14 protein-coding genes are annotated in these 12,963 nt (G+C 62.6%); 2 read left to right on the top strand and 12 right to left on the bottom strand.

Annotation, left to right across the window (positions count from 1 at the left end; genetic code table 11):
- Positions 1 to 24: 24 nt before the first annotated feature.
- The 3 genes from SIN04_RS02445 to SIN04_RS02435 are packed head-to-tail and all read right to left on the bottom strand — an operon-like array spanning position 25 to position 2,527.
- Complete coding sequence (locus tag SIN04_RS02445; protein WP_134485960.1) at positions 25 to 732, bottom strand: ABC transporter ATP-binding protein; 708 nt, start codon at positions 730 to 732, stop codon at positions 25 to 27.
- Positions 725 to 1,426, bottom strand: a complete 702-nt coding sequence (locus SIN04_RS02440; protein WP_134492187.1) for an ABC transporter permease — start codon at positions 1,424 to 1,426, stop codon at positions 725 to 727. Before SIN04_RS02440 ends, SIN04_RS02445 begins: the two co-directional genes overlap by 8 nt.
- A 42-nt stretch (positions 1,427 to 1,468) precedes the next feature.
- The gene (locus SIN04_RS02435; RefSeq protein WP_244605630.1) at positions 1,469 to 2,527 is read right to left on the bottom strand and encodes an ABC transporter substrate-binding protein; all 1,059 of its coding nucleotides are present in this window, start codon (positions 2,525 to 2,527) and stop codon (positions 1,469 to 1,471) included.
- 164 nt (positions 2,528 to 2,691) lie between these two features.
- On the opposite strand from SIN04_RS02435, the gene SIN04_RS02430 reads away from it, so the two are divergent.
- Complete coding sequence (locus SIN04_RS02430; protein ID WP_134485958.1) at positions 2,692 to 3,090, top strand: c-type cytochrome; 399 nt, start codon at positions 2,692 to 2,694, stop codon at positions 3,088 to 3,090.
- Between the two features lie 18 nt (positions 3,091 to 3,108).
- Here the strand turns inward: SIN04_RS02430 and SIN04_RS02425 are convergent, their stop codons facing one another.
- From SIN04_RS02425 to hemC, 6 genes are all read right to left on the bottom strand, one after another.
- A complete protein-coding gene (locus tag SIN04_RS02425) occupies positions 3,109 to 3,957 on the bottom strand; it encodes an ABC transporter permease (protein ID WP_134485957.1) in 849 nt (282 codons plus the stop codon).
- A gap of 17 nt (positions 3,958 to 3,974) precedes the next feature.
- Complete coding sequence (locus tag SIN04_RS02420) at positions 3,975 to 4,763, bottom strand: ABC transporter ATP-binding protein (protein WP_134485956.1); 789 nt, start codon at positions 4,761 to 4,763, stop codon at positions 3,975 to 3,977.
- The gene (locus SIN04_RS02415; protein ID WP_244605918.1) at positions 4,760 to 5,695 is read right to left on the bottom strand and encodes a YVTN family beta-propeller repeat protein; all 936 of its coding nucleotides are present in this window, start codon (positions 5,693 to 5,695) and stop codon (positions 4,760 to 4,762) included. Before SIN04_RS02415 ends, SIN04_RS02420 begins: the two co-directional genes overlap by 4 nt.
- A gap of 44 nt (positions 5,696 to 5,739) precedes the next feature.
- Entirely contained in the window at positions 5,740 to 6,930 is a 1,191-nt protein-coding gene (locus tag SIN04_RS02410; protein WP_134485954.1) for an ABC transporter substrate-binding protein, read from the bottom strand.
- A 163-nt stretch (positions 6,931 to 7,093) separates the two neighbouring features.
- Positions 7,094 to 7,858 (bottom strand): uroporphyrinogen-III synthase, encoded by a 765-nt coding sequence (locus SIN04_RS02405; RefSeq protein ID WP_134485953.1) that lies wholly within the window; start codon positions 7,856 to 7,858, stop codon positions 7,094 to 7,096.
- Positions 7,859 to 7,865: 7 nt separating this feature from the next.
- Positions 7,866 to 8,792: a hydroxymethylbilane synthase gene (hemC, locus tag SIN04_RS02400; protein ID WP_134485952.1), complete on the bottom strand. Its 927-nt coding sequence runs from the start codon at positions 8,790 to 8,792 to the stop codon at positions 7,866 to 7,868.
- Between the two features lie 283 nt (positions 8,793 to 9,075).
- On the opposite strand from hemC, the gene tsaD reads away from it, so the two are divergent.
- Complete coding sequence (tsaD, locus tag SIN04_RS02395; RefSeq protein ID WP_134492184.1) at positions 9,076 to 10,134, top strand: tRNA (adenosine(37)-N6)-threonylcarbamoyltransferase complex transferase subunit TsaD; 1,059 nt, start codon at positions 9,076 to 9,078, stop codon at positions 10,132 to 10,134.
- A 37-nt stretch (positions 10,135 to 10,171) separates the two neighbouring features.
- Here the strand turns inward: tsaD and ruvA are convergent, their stop codons facing one another.
- The 3 genes from ruvA to dnaA all read right to left on the bottom strand — a co-directional run bounded on the left by ruvA (position 10,172) and on the right by dnaA (position 12,963).
- Positions 10,172 to 10,795: a Holliday junction branch migration protein RuvA gene (gene ruvA / locus SIN04_RS02390; protein WP_341264178.1), complete on the bottom strand. Its 624-nt coding sequence runs from the start codon at positions 10,793 to 10,795 to the stop codon at positions 10,172 to 10,174.
- Positions 10,792 to 11,313 carry a crossover junction endodeoxyribonuclease RuvC gene (gene ruvC / locus SIN04_RS02385; protein ID WP_134485950.1) on the bottom strand — a complete coding sequence of 174 codons (522 nt, stop codon included), beginning with the start codon at positions 11,311 to 11,313 and terminating at the stop codon, positions 10,792 to 10,794. Before ruvC ends, ruvA begins: the two co-directional genes overlap by 4 nt.
- A 129-nt stretch (positions 11,314 to 11,442) precedes the next feature.
- Positions 11,443 to 12,963, bottom strand: coding sequence for a chromosomal replication initiator protein DnaA (dnaA, locus tag SIN04_RS02380; protein WP_134485949.1), 1,521 nt, complete (start codon positions 12,961 to 12,963; stop codon positions 11,443 to 11,445).

Genomic DNA, 12,963 nt, shown 5'->3' with positions numbered 1-12,963 from the left:
ATGCTTTTGCCATCATAGGCGGCCCTACCCCGCGGCCCCAGCGATGAGCGTGTCGATCTCGGCTTTCACTTTCGCCGCGCGCTCCGGCGTCATCGCAAGGCGCGGCGTATCGATCGTCTTGTCCGTGACCATGCGGCCGGGGTGCGGCGACAAAATGATGATGCGGTCGGCGAGAGCGATCGCTTCTTCGACGTCATGCGTGACGAGCAACGTCATCGTCTTGCGCGCCTCGACCAGCGTCAAAAGCTCGGCGCGAAGCCGCAGCGCCAGGGCGGCGTCGAGTGAAACGAAAGGCTCGTCGAGAAGCAGCAGGTCCGGCTTGACCGCGAAAGCCCGCGCTATGGCGACGCGGCGCGCGAGACCCAGCGACAATTCGCCTGGAAAATGATCAAGATGCTCAGTTAGTCCGAGTGCGCTGAGGATGTCGTCGAGACCTGGCCCCGGCGTTGCTCCCGCCAGCAGCAGATTTTGCGCGACCGTCCGCCACGGCAACAGCCGCGGCTCCTGAAAAACCATGCCAATCTTGTGCGGCGAAGGCAGGCGAACGACGCCCTCGAAATCGTGATCGAGCCCGGCGATGATGCGCAACAAGGTGGTCTTGCCGCAGCCTGAGGGGCCGAGCAGGGCGCCGACCTCTCCGTCCTTCAGATTAAAGGCGACGTCGCGCAGGACAACGCGGCTATCGCCGGCGGCGATCCTGAGCGCCTTTCGGGCGATGATGACCTCAAGCATGTTTCGGCCGCCAACGGGAGACATGGCGTTCGATCGGCTGCACGATGAAAGTCTCGATCGCCAGCATCAGGGCGACAAAGGGAAGCGCATAGGCGAGAAGACGCGTGACGTCGAAAAGTTGAAAGGCGGTGCCGATCTCGAAGCCGACGCCATTCGAACGGCCGAGCAATTCGACGACGAGCACGATCTTCCAGACCAGCGACAGGCCGGACCGCGTCGCCGCCGCGAGATAAGGCGCAAGCTGCGGCAGAATGACGTGCCGGAAGCGCACGCCGAGCGGCATGACGAAGACTTCCGCCATCTCATCGAGGCTGCGGTCGAGCGCCCTTGCCCCCTCGCGCACCGTCGCCGCCGTGTTCGGCAGCTTGTTCAGCGCCACCGCGCCGATCGCCGCGACCTCGTTGAGCCCGATCCAGATGTAGGCGAGAACAATCACAACCAGCGCCGGAAGATTGAGAAGAACGATGAGCCAAGGATCGCAGAAGCGATCGACCGCCTTGTTACGGCCCATCGCCATGCCGAGCGCCGAGCCGATCGCCATGGCGAAAACAAAAGCGGCGATCACGCGCGCCAACGTCGCCCCAAGGTTGAAGAAGAGAGCGCCGGAACGCGCCTCGGCGCCAATCACAGTCAGAACGGCTTGGGGCGAGGGAAGCAGACGCGAGCCGGCGACGCTCGATCCGACCTCCCACATCAGCAACAGCAGCAGCAGCGACGCCAGACGAATTGACACGGCTCAGTGTTCCGCCGGAGTTTGGTTCTCGGCGCCCTTGTAGAACGTGCCCGGATTGAGTTCGTTCGCGGCGCCAACAAGCTCGGGCCCGCCAATATCACGCAGGATATGGTAGAGCGCGGCGGCGTCCGCGGCCTCGTCCTCGACGGGGCGCGTTGGAATGCCCTCGACATAGCGCTTGCGATAAAGCGCCAGCTCCTTTGGATCCGTTACGCCGATCTCTTTGCCAATCCGCGTCCAATCCGCATCGGAGCGGGCGAGTTCCTCCTTGGCCTCATGCGCGATCTTGAAAAACCGGTCGAGCGCCGCGCCATGGCTCTTCGCCAGGCTCTCGTCGAAGACATAGCCGACCATGGCCAGAGGTCCCTTGGCGCCAAGCCGCCTTTCGACCTCATCTATGCCGATCAACCGGCGGAAACCACGGGCCTCGAGAGACACGACATAATTCCAGAAATTGAGATTGGCGTCGAGTTCGCCGTTCGCGGTCTTTGCGTAAAGCAAGGCTGGCGCGCCGAAAACAACATTCGCGCTCGCTTTGAGGTCGAGTCCGTCGCGCTGCGTGTATGCGCGCAGCAGCAGCCAGCTTTTGTCGATCGGGCCGCCCGCGACGCCAATCGTCTTGCCCTTTAATCCATCGAGCGTCTGGATCGGCGAATCAGCTGGAACCATCAGCGCCCCGACGGCCGTCGAATAGGGCTGGAAGACAAAGTTGGAGGCAAGGCCGCGCTCTCTCGCGACCCAGAGCCAATCGCTCAGGATGATATCGACTGCGCCGCCCATCAGCGCGATCTTCGCCGCCTCGGTTGAGGCGAGTTCGGTCACGACGAGGTCGAGGTCCGCTTTGGCGTCGAGCTTGGACGCCTTGATGACCGCGAGCTCCCAGGCGAATGTCCCGGTCTTCTGGACGCCAAGGCGGAGCTTGTCGGCGGCTTCCGAGCGGCCCGCAAACGCGAGCGTAAGGGTGAGACAAAATATCGCCCCGAGCCGGGCGCGCTGCCGGCGCCCTGAATTTCCCTTCGGAGACGATGCGTTTTTCGCATTCTTCTGTCGTTTGGCGGTCAAGATCTGCTCGCTTCTATCTGGCTTCGGGTTGTCTTTTATCGTGGTGTCAGGATACATGGTTTTCCGGGTAAGCGATAATCTCAGGATCGTGACCCTGGCCAACGCTGAAGGCCGCCCGTGAGACCCAAGCGACAGTGCATCGCTCAAGGGAAGGAAACCAGAAAATGAACCTCAGATACGCCTGCATCGCCGCAACCCTTGCTTTTCTCGTCCCCGCCTCCGCAGCTCTGGCCGCCGACGGAGACGCAGCCGCGGGCGAGACGCTCTTCAAGCAGAAGTGCAGCGTCTGCCACAAGATCGGCCCCGGCGCCGTGAACTTCGTGGGGCCGGAACTGAACGGCATCATCGGCCGTAAGGCGGGCACCGCAGCGGGATACAGCTATTCCGACGGCGTCAAGAACGCTGGCTTCGATTGGGATTCGGAAAAGCTGCACACCTGGTTGACCAATCCGAAAGCCATGATCGCCGGCACAAAAATGATCTTCCCCGGCCTGCCGAAGGAATCGGATCGCGATAACGTCATCGCCTATATCTCCCAGTTCAAGGCCGACGGCTCCAAGTAACCAGCCCTATCACAACTGCTATCCCTCGCGCCGCATGAGCATGCCTCGCGAGGGATCATAAGCGATGATGGCGGCGCCGAGAAAAACGATCGTGCAGCCCGCCACCACGGCCAGCGATACCGGATTGATCTGGCCATAGAAGGCGAAACGGATCAGTTCCACGGCGTGGGTGAATGGGTTGAGCTGACAGACCAGCGCCAGCATCGGGGCGCCTTCCTGCACGCGCCAGAGCGGGTAAAGCGCCGTGGACGCGAAAAACATCGGGAAAATGACGAAGTTCATCACCCCCGCGAAATTTTCCAATTGCTTGATCAGCGACGACAGCAGCATCCCGAGCGCGCCGAACATCAAGCCTGACAGGATGAGCGCCGGCAGCACGGTCAGATAGCCCCAAAGGGTCGGCGGCTCGATCTCCCAAAAATAGGCGATCAGCAGGAATGCGTAGACCTGCAGGATCGAGACCGAGGCGCCGGCGACGAGCTTTGCGGTCAACAGAAACCAGCGCGGCAACGGGCTCACCAGAAGCGTGCGCATATTCCCCATCTCGCGATCATAGACCATCGAGAGCGAGGACTGCATGCCGTTGAAAAGCTGGATCATCGCAATGAGTCCCGGCGTGATGTAAACGTCGTAAAGCACATAGGTGTCGTAGGGCGGGATGATCGAAACCCCGAGCACCGAGCGAAATCCCGCCGCGAAAATAAACAGCCACACCAGTGGGCGCACCAGGGCCGAGACGAAACGTTCGCGCTGATGCAAAAAACGCAGCGCTTCGCGCCAGACGACGCCTTTCAGGCAAATCGCATATTGCGTCAGGCTGAAGCCTTGCGCGGGGGCGGATAAGGCGGGAAATTCCTGAGCGCTCATGTCGATTGCGCCTTCTTTCAATGAGATTCCGCGGCGTCGACGCCGGCGAGACGGTTGAAGGCGGCGCTCATGCTGGCGACGCCGGCGCGTGCGCAAACCTCCGCGACCTTGCCCTTGTCGAGGAGCTTGCCGCGATGCAGCACGACAACATCGTCGCTGCTCTCGATCTCGTCGATGAGGTGCGTCGCCCACAAAACGCCAATGCCTTCGGATGCGATGAGGCTGCGCACATGCGTCAGAATATCCGATCGCGCCTTGACGTCGAGCCCGACCGTCGGCTCGTCAAGGAGCAACATGCGCGGGCGATGCAACAGGGCGCGGGCGATTTCGACGCGGCGCATCTGGCCGCCGGAAAGCGCGCGGACCTTGTCGTTGACCCGATCGAGCATGTCGACTTTCGTCAGCACTTCGACAGATCGCGCCTTGGTCTCGGCGGCGCCCATGCCGTGCAGCGCGGCGTGATAACGAAGATTCTGCTCTACCGAAAGATCAAGATCCAGCGTTCGCGCCTGAAACACGACGCCGAGCCGGCGCAGCGCCTCTCCCGGCGTGCGGCTGACGTCCCAGCCGAAAATCGAGATCGCGCCCGCGCGCACGCCAAACAGGCGCGTGATCAAGGAAAACAGCGTGCTCTTGCCCGCGCCGTTCAGCCCCAGCAGGACGGTGAAGCTCGCCGGCCGCACCGCGAACGACACATTATCCAGGGCTTTGCGCTTGCCGTAGGAATGGCTGACGCCGGCAACGTTCAGCGCCGCGACGGAAGCATCTCTTTCGGCGGAAAGGGGCTCGTGCGGGTCGGCGGTCATGGCGCGATCGCAACGCCCCACGGGAAAGGCCCGACGGGGATCGATTTCACCACTTTGAGGTTTGCGACGTCGATGACCGAAACGTCATTGGAAACGCCGTTGGTGGTGTAGAGGTATTTGAAATCGGGCGTAAACGCCAACTGCCAGACGCGCTGGCCGACGAGTAGATATTTATCGACTTTTTTAGTGGCGACGTCGATCACGGCGACGCGGTTCGCAGGGCCTAGCGCGACGAAGGCTTTCGCGCCGTCCGGCGTGAATCTGATGCCGACCGGCTGGACCGCTTCTTTCGCAAGGCCTGGAATGTCGAACGAGATCTTCTGCAGCACCTTGGGGTTGGCGGCGTCGATGACGCTGACCGTGCCGCCGACTTCCGAAGAGACCCAAAGCTCCTTGCCGTTTGGCGTGAATTGCGCCGAGCGCGGCCGCGCATCGACGAGAACATTGGCGAAGATCTTGCGCGTGCTCGTGTCGATGAGATGGGCCATATTCGTCGTTTCCGACGTATTGACCAGCACTTTTCCGTCGGGGCTGAGGGCCATTCCTTCCGGTTCGACGCCAACCGGAATCTGCAGAATGGTCTTGCGGCTCGCGATGTCGATCACGGTCACGAGATTATCGTTCTCATTCGAGGTATAGAGCAGCTTTCCATCCGGGCTCAAAATGAGCAGCTCCGGATCCGCGCCGGACTGAAAGTCGCCGACGACCGTCAAGGTTTTCGTGTCGAGGATCTGGATGGTGTCATCGTCGCCGGCGCAGATGAACAGCTGCGAATTATCCTTGCTGAGCGCGATGCCGCGCGGGCGGCGCCCAACCTTGACCGTGTTGACGACAGCCAGCTTGTCGGTGTCGATGATCGAGATCGAATTGCCCTTCTCGTTGGAGACATAGGCTGTCGCGGCGACAGCCGGGCAAAAAGGAATGAGCGTCATCAGAACGCAAGCCGCGCCGGCGCCGCGGCGCAAGTCTCGAAGGTTCACTGCAGTTTGCATTTTGTTTCCGGTTGATCGAAGCCGAGAGTGTCGAGTTCCGAGACCTGGTGCAGGAAGCCCTCCTGCGGCGAGACGGACACGATCATGCGGCCGTCGCCGAGCAGGATCGGCTGACGCAATTGCTGGTTCCAATGCCGCAACGTCTGCTTCTGGCCTTTGAAAGCGGCGATCGAAAAATCAGGACCTGTCATATAATCGCGCAGGGTCTTTGGATCATTCGAGCCGGTGCGGTTCGCCGCCTCGCCGATCATGCGCACGGCGACCCAGGCCTGATTGTCGCGAGCGTTCATGCCGCGCGAAGCAAGCTTGAAGAACCGGCTCTGCAATTGATAGGCGCCCCACTGCTCATGGCTCGGATCCCAGCTCGTCGGCTTGAGGCCGGCTGAGCCCGCCACCGGCCGCGGGTCGTAAGTGCGATAGGGGAGATAGTTGGCGAAGACATCCGATCGATCCGCCGCGACAAGGACGTCATAAGAAGGCGCGCCCTGTGTCGCGGTGGGGATGAGCCTTTGCGTCTGCACGCTGCCGGAATCGGAGCGCCGCCCCCCGCCGGTGTCTTGATAGGTGCGCTCCTCGACGATCTTGGCGCCAAATTTTTTCGCAGAATGCCGCAACGCCTCGGCAAAGAGCTCATCCTCAGGGTGCGAGCCCTTGATCATGAACCAGCGCGGCCACCGCTTCCAGACAAGATATTGGGTCAGTCCGTCCGCGAGCATTGAATAGGTCGGCGCGACATGGATGACGTCGGCGCGGCAGTTTTGCTCGCGCAGCGAATCGTCATAGGCGCTGGTGTTGAACAGAAGGATGTCCTTGTTCCTGGTCCTGGCGGCGTCGGCGACGGCGAGAAGTTGGTTGGCCGGCAGATCGACGAGGATCAGGCCAACGCCTTTATCGGCGAGAGATTGAAAGGCTTTCAACGGATCGTCGCCGTCTTTCAATTTCACATCTTCGATCTCGAAGCTTTGTCCGAGAAATTTTCCAGTGGTGTTATTGTCCTCGGCCGCGAGCCTTGCGCCGGCGATGCCATCGTCGTCCGCCGGAATATCCAGAATGGAAATGGTGTCGCGTGAATGCGGCCCGCGAATGAAGCCTATCTTCACATCAATTTGAGCATCAGCCGCGAAGGCGACCTTTACGCCAGCAAAGTCGAGCGCGAGCAACGCCAAAGCGAGCATAGAAACATAGACGCGCAGGCGCCGGCCAATCTCCCGAAATCGAAAAATAGCTCCATCCCTTTGTTTTAGCGCATTTTTCTTATGCGGAGCGCGATCGGCTCCGCTTGAAAATGCTTCGGCTCGCAAATTCATTGCGATATGATGGGCTGGAGCCGCGAGCTAATCAAGGCGTTGCGCCCTGTTTGCGATCAACAAAGTCTTGAGCTGCGACTGCGCGGACCACAGTGAGCATGCCTTGTTCATTGGGCTCATCGGCGATGTGCACGCACTGAATCGCGGCGGCCTGCAAAGGCTGCGCGGCATCCGCCGAGATCGCGACATGCGCGATGTTTGTGACGTTAACTCCGGCCTCCTGCGCAAGCCTTAAGAAAATATCCGCGCTGCGCCGGGAATAATGCATGACGGCGCCGATCTCGCCTGCGTCTATGAGAGCGGCGGCCTCTTCATCCAAAGCATCGACCGGCTGCGCCGCATAGACTTCGACCGCCTCGACGACGTGCCCCGCCGCTTTCAGCTCCCGCTCGAGATCGGGCTTGCGATCGCGCCCCGCAAGATAGACGAGCCGAGCCGAGCCGCCGTCGCCCGCAAGCGATTTAACAATCGTCGGGGCGAGGGCCTTGGCGTCGGGGGCGACGTGCCCGTGCCCCTCAAAGCCGCGCTCGCGGGCGGCTTGGAGCGTGCGTTCGCCGACCACATGCAAGGGGATGAGGCGGCGCGCTTCGGGCGATGGCCACTGCGGCGAATCGGAGAATAGCTCGAAGGCCTGCGTGCTCGTCGCCAGAATCGCGTCGGCCACACCGGGCGGCCATTGCGCTCCGGTCGGCGCCATTTCGAGAACCGGCGATAGAATGGCGTGATGACCAATCGCAGTCAGCTTGGCCGCGGTGCGCATGGCCTCGTCCATGGCGCGTGTAAGCAGGATCAGCATTTGGCGTCTAATCCTCGAAGAGATTGGATGGAATGCGCGCGAGGAGTTCGCGGCCCGCCGCCTCGCCTAGCGCCGCCGCCTGTTCGGCGGGGGCGCTGCGGCGCGTCTCGAAATGCTCGGAGCCGTCCGGCCTCAGCACGATGGCGTGAAAATCAAGGTTCGCTCCGTCAATCTGCGCGAAAGCGCCGATCGGCGTCTTGCATGAACCGTCGAGAACATGAAGGAAGGCCCGCTCGGTGGCGAGCGCAAGCCCTGTCGCAGAGTCGAGGACGGGCGCCAGGGCGGACAGCGCGGCGCGATCGTCAGCCCGCGCCGTCACGGCGATCGCCCCCTGCCCCGCCGCCGGCACGAACTCGTTGACATCGAGCAAAGCGTTCGCCTGCCCTTCAAGGCCAAGCCGCTTCAGGCCGGCGAGCGCCAGTAATGTCGCGTCTACCTCGCCCGCCGCGAGCTTGGCGAGCCGCGTCTGCACATTGCCGCGCAGCAGCGCCACGCGAAGATCCGGGCGAAGGCGGCGCACCATGGCGGCCCGGCGCAGCGAGGCCGTGCCGACGACGGCGCCAGGGGCAAGACCAAGCGGATGCGGCGCATGCGGCGAAATCCAGGCGTCGCGCACGTCCTCGCGCGGCAGATAGCCGAGAATGGCGATCTCCTCGGGCAGGAGAGTCGGCAGATCCTTCGCCGAATGAACCGCGATCGTTACCTCGCCGCGCATAAGGGCGAGATCGAGCTCCTTGGTGAACAAGCCCTTGCCGCCGGCCTCGCTCAGGGGCCGGTCCAAAATAGCGTCGCCCGACGTCCTGATGATGACGATTTCGATTGTCTCGGCGCCGACGCCATGCGCCAGCGCGAGACGCTGCCTCAGCTCATGGGCCTGCGCCAGCGCCAGAGGACTGCCCCTTGTTCCGATTCTGAGTTTGAGGTCCTGGAGCAATGGGGGGGGCGAACGAAGAATCGCGAATTTCCTTCATGGGTTTTGGTGGTTTTGAGGATTTGCCGATTTTCTCAAACCGGCGAAATCATTCTAGCCTTTTGTTCCGCCGTATTTTTCACGCGAAGCGGTATCCCTCTCACGCAAAAATACTCTATAGGAGAGGACATTAGCCCGGTCGCGGCCGCGCGCCAAGCCGCTCTCTCCTATCGGATTGATTAGACCATTTTCCATCCCCCGCAATTACGAAAATCGTCCGAAAAGACGGAAGCTCTGAAAGTTGCCCATGCGCGTTCTCGGCATTGAAACCACCTGCGACGAGACGGCCGCCGCCGTCGTGCGCCTGCAACCCGGCGGCGCTGGCGAAATCCTGTCAAACGAGGTGATGAGCCAGATCGCCGAACATGCGGCCTATGGCGGCGTTGTGCCGGAGATCGCAGCGCGCGCGCACATCGAGGTGCTCGACCGGCTCGTGGTGCGCGCGCTGGATCGCGCAGGCGTCAAGCTCGCCGACCTCGACGGCATCGCGGCGGCGGCCGGACCCGGGCTCATCGGCGGCGTCATCGTTGGCCTCACCATGGCGAAGGCGCTGGCGCTGGCGAGCCGCAAACCCTTCATCGCGGTCAATCATCTCGAAGCCCACGCCCTGACCGCGCGCCTGACCGACGAACTGGAATTTCCCTATCTGCTGCTTCTCGTCTCCGGCGGCCACACGCAGCTCGTCGCCGTCAAGGGCGTCGGCGATTATCTCCGGCTCGGTTCGACCGTCGACGACGCCGTCGGCGAAGCCTTCGACAAGGTCGCCAAAATGCTCGGCCTGCCCTATCCCGGCGGTCCCCAGGTGGAAATCGCCGCCGCCAAAGGCGATCCGGCGCGGTTTGACTTTCCGCGTCCGATGCACGGACGCGCGAAGCCGGATTTTTCGCTCTCCGGCCTCAAGACCGCCGTCCGCCTCGAGGCGCAACGGATCCTGTCGCCGAGCCAGACCGACATCGCCGATCTTTGCGCCTCATTCCAGGCGGCTATCGTGGATACGATCATCGACCGCTCGCGCGCCGGGCTGAGGCTGTTTCGCGAGACGGTCGGCCAATCGAACGCGATGGTTGTCGCGGGCGGCGTCGGCGCCAATGGCGCGATCCGGCGCGCCTTGATCCGCTTTTGCGGCGAGAGCGGTCTGAGGCTCGTCCTGCCGCCGCCCCAGCTTTGCACGGACAATGGCGCGATGATCGCCTGGGCCGGCATCGAGCGGCTGTCGCTTGGCCTCACCGACGACATGACCTTCGCGGCGAAGCCGCGCTGGCCGCTCGACGCCAACGCCGAGGCCGCGCATCACGGCAAGGCGTGAGCAGCCCCTTAAAGGCCCTCGCCGTCACCTCCGCCGCTTACCCCAATTCCTTAAGGCCGCGCTTGATCAGATCGGCGGCGGGCGCGTCCTCGCCGAGCGCCTTGATCGAGGCGGCGATCGCCATAGCCGCCTGCGAGCGTCCATAGCCAAGATTGACCAGAACCGAAATCGCATCCGCGATGGCGCCCTGGCCGGCTGAAAACCCCACCCCTTGGTCGGCTCCGCGGGCGAGGGACAGCGGCGCGTCGGCCGCGCCAAAGACAGGCGCCTTGTCCTTCAATTCCGCGACGATGCGGGCGGCAAGCTTTGGGCCGACCCCCGGCGCCCGGGCAAAAGCCGCCTTGTCCTGACTGGCAATCGCCATCGCCAGCTCTCCCGGCGCCAGAACGCTCTGCACCGCGAGCGCCACCTTGGCGCCGACGCCCTGAACCGATTGCAGCAGGCGAAACCAGTCGCGCTCGCCTTCCGAGGCGAAGCCGAACAGCCGGATCGAATCCTCGCGCACCTGCGTCTCAATGGCGAGTGCGGTCGCCTCGCCCGTGGGCGGCAAGCCCTGCAAGGTGCGCGCCGAGCAATGCACGACATAGCCGACGCCATGCACATCGAGGATGACGAAATCCTCGCCCTGCGAATCGATGACGCCTTTGAGCTTGCCGATCATCTCGCAGACGATCCCAGAGATTTCGCCAGGCTGCGGCTGATCCGCAGCTGTGCGTGCGTGATCGCCACGGCGAGCGCGTCGGCGGCGTCGGGACTTTTCGCCTCGCTCTTCGGCAGCAGGAATTTCACCATCAAAGCGACCTGCGCCTTTTCGGCATGGCCATTGCCGACCACGGTCTTTTTGATAAGGTTCGCGGCATATTCGGACACCGGCAATCCGGCGAGAGCCGGCGTCACCAAAGCGACGCCCCGCGCCTGGCCGAGTTTCAGAGCCGATTGCGGATCGCAGTTGACAAATGTTTCCTCGACCGCCGCCTCCGACGGCGAAAGGTCGCAGATGACGCGAAGCAAACCCTCATGCAGCTCACAGAGGCGCGCTGCAAGGCTTTCCCGCGCGCTCGAATGGACGCTTCCGCATGCGACGAAAGCCAGCCGCGAGCCGGAAACCTCGATGACGCCCCAACCCATGTTGCGCAGTCCTGGGTCGATGCCGATGATGCGAATCGCCGCCACGTTCATGCAGGCAATCTAGAGCATGATGCGAAAAAGTCGCGAGCCTTTTGAACGAGATCTTGCGCTGGACCGATTTAGATAAGGGGCGCGATCCCGGCGAAAACGTTGCGTCTTTTTGGAGCGGCGCTTTCCGCCTCACTCCATCAGCATGCGCTTCAAAAGTTCAATCTCTTCCGATAGCGTTCCATCCTTGGCGGCGAGCGCGTCGATCTTGCGCACGGCATGCAGCACGGTCGTATGATCGCGTCCGCCAAAGCGCCGCCCGATCTCAGGCAGAGAGCGTAAAGTGAGCGACTTCGACAGATACATCGCGATCTGGCGCGGGCGAACCACATTGGCCGTGCGCCGCGATGAAAGGATATCGGCGCGGCTGACATTGAAATGGGTCGCCACCAGCTTTTGAATATCCTCGATCTTGATGCGCTTTGGCTCATGCGTGCGCACCAGATCCCTGATCGCCAGTTCCGCCGTCTCGATGCCAAGCGGGGCTCCATTCAGCGAAGCGTGCGCGAGCAACCGATTGACGGCGCCGTCAAGATCGCGGCCATTGGTCTGAATGGCGCTCGCGACATAGGCCGTGACGGCGGGAGGCACATCAAAATTCGGATGCGCCAGCCGCGCCGCGGCGACGCGCCCTTCGAGAATTTTGACGCGCAGCGATTCGTCAAGGCCGCCGATCTCGACACAGAGGCCGCCAGCGAGGCGCGAGCGCACCCTCTCGTCAAGCGTGTCGAGGTCGCCCGGCGGCCGATCCGCCGCAATGACAATCTGCCGGTGGCCGTCGATCAAAGCGTTCAGCGTATGGCAGAATTCCTGCTGGATCGACTTGCCCTGCAGGAATTGGATGTCGTCGATAATCAAAATATCGATGCCGCGCAGCTTTTCCTTGAAGGCGATCGCGGTCTGCGCCTTGAGGGCGGAGACGAAGCCATACATGAAGCGCTCAGCTGTCAGATAGATGACGCGACGCCTCGCATCCCTCGCCGCGCGGGCGACAGCCTGCAGGAGATGCGTCTTTCCAAGGCCGACGGACGCATGCAGATAAAGAGGATTATAGAGCAGCGGCTCGTCTGGAGCCGCCGCGGCGACGCGCTGCGCGGCCGCATAGGCGAGCTGGTTTGATCGTCCGACCGAGAAATTCGAGAAGGTGAGGCGTCCGTCCAATGGCGAGCCCGCGATGATGTCGGCTTCGCCCGCTTCGGACTGTGGCTTGCCGGCGAGATTCGATTCGCGGGGCTTTTGCACGAGAAATTTAGCGCTGGCGCCAGCGGCTTCGGGCGTCGTCAGCGGCGCATCGGCTTGAGCGCCCTCCGCGCAAGCCGGCCCTTCAACCGCGTCACGGCCGATCACGACCGGCGATAGCGCGCGATTGGACGAGCGAACAGCGATCGACAAGCCTTTGACAAAAGGAAATTCCGCCGCCAGAGCCAAAAGGAGCTTTTCGGCATAGTGCGATTGTATCCAGCTCTTCAGGAATTTCGTCGGCACCGACAGGCTGGCGGTCGCCTCCGCCAGGCTATCGAGCTCGAGGCGGCCGAACCAGGACGAGAAAACGTCGTCTCCAACGTCGGCGCGCAGACGGCGGCAGATCCGCATCCAAGCTTCCAAATCGCCCCGCTCCTGGGGCTTGTTCATCTGAGTGCGCAAGTTCAGCAT

Source organism: Methylocella tundrae (genome assembly GCF_038024855.1).
Classification (GTDB): domain Bacteria; phylum Pseudomonadota; class Alphaproteobacteria; order Rhizobiales; family Beijerinckiaceae; genus Methylocapsa; species Methylocapsa tundrae.
Note: the sequence above shows the minus strand (reverse complement) of the source record. Positions and strands in the feature narration are given on the sequence as shown.

What these genes read in the sequence shown, in the direction of transcription:
- SIN04_RS02445 (WP_134485960.1), bottom strand. Translation starts at nt 732, where the DNA reads ATGCTTGAGGTCATCATCGCCCGAAAGGCGCTCAGGATCGCCGCCGGC.
- SIN04_RS02440 (WP_134492187.1), bottom strand. Translation starts at nt 1,426, where the DNA reads ATGTGGGAGGTCGGATCGAGCGTCGCCGGCTCGCGTCTGCTTCCCTCG.
- SIN04_RS02430 (WP_134485958.1), top strand. Translation starts at nt 2,692, where the DNA reads ATGAACCTCAGATACGCCTGCATCGCCGCAACCCTTGCTTTTCTCGTC.
- SIN04_RS02425 (WP_134485957.1), bottom strand. Translation starts at nt 3,957, where the DNA reads ATGAGCGCTCAGGAATTTCCCGCCTTATCCGCCCCCGCGCAAGGCTTC.
- SIN04_RS02420 (WP_134485956.1), bottom strand. Translation starts at nt 4,763, where the DNA reads ATGACCGCCGACCCGCACGAGCCCCTTTCCGCCGAAAGAGATGCTTCC.
- SIN04_RS02415 (WP_244605918.1), bottom strand. Translation starts at nt 5,695, where the DNA reads ATGACGCTCATTCCTTTTTGCCCGGCTGTCGCCGCGACAGCCTATGTC.
- SIN04_RS02410 (WP_134485954.1), bottom strand. Translation starts at nt 6,930, where the DNA reads ATGCTCGCTTTGGCGTTGCTCGCGCTCGACTTTGCTGGCGTAAAGGTC.
- SIN04_RS02405 (WP_134485953.1), bottom strand. Translation starts at nt 7,858, where the DNA reads ATGCTGATCCTGCTTACACGCGCCATGGACGAGGCCATGCGCACCGCG.
- tsaD (WP_134492184.1), top strand. Translation starts at nt 9,076, where the DNA reads ATGCGCGTTCTCGGCATTGAAACCACCTGCGACGAGACGGCCGCCGCC.
- ruvA (WP_341264178.1), bottom strand. Translation starts at nt 10,795, where the DNA reads ATGATCGGCAAGCTCAAAGGCGTCATCGATTCGCAGGGCGAGGATTTC.
- ruvC (WP_134485950.1), bottom strand. Translation starts at nt 11,313, where the DNA reads ATGAACGTGGCGGCGATTCGCATCATCGGCATCGACCCAGGACTGCGC.
- dnaA (WP_134485949.1), bottom strand. Translation starts at nt 12,963, where the DNA reads ATGCTGAACTTGCGCACTCAGATGAACAAGCCCCAGGAGCGGGGCGAT.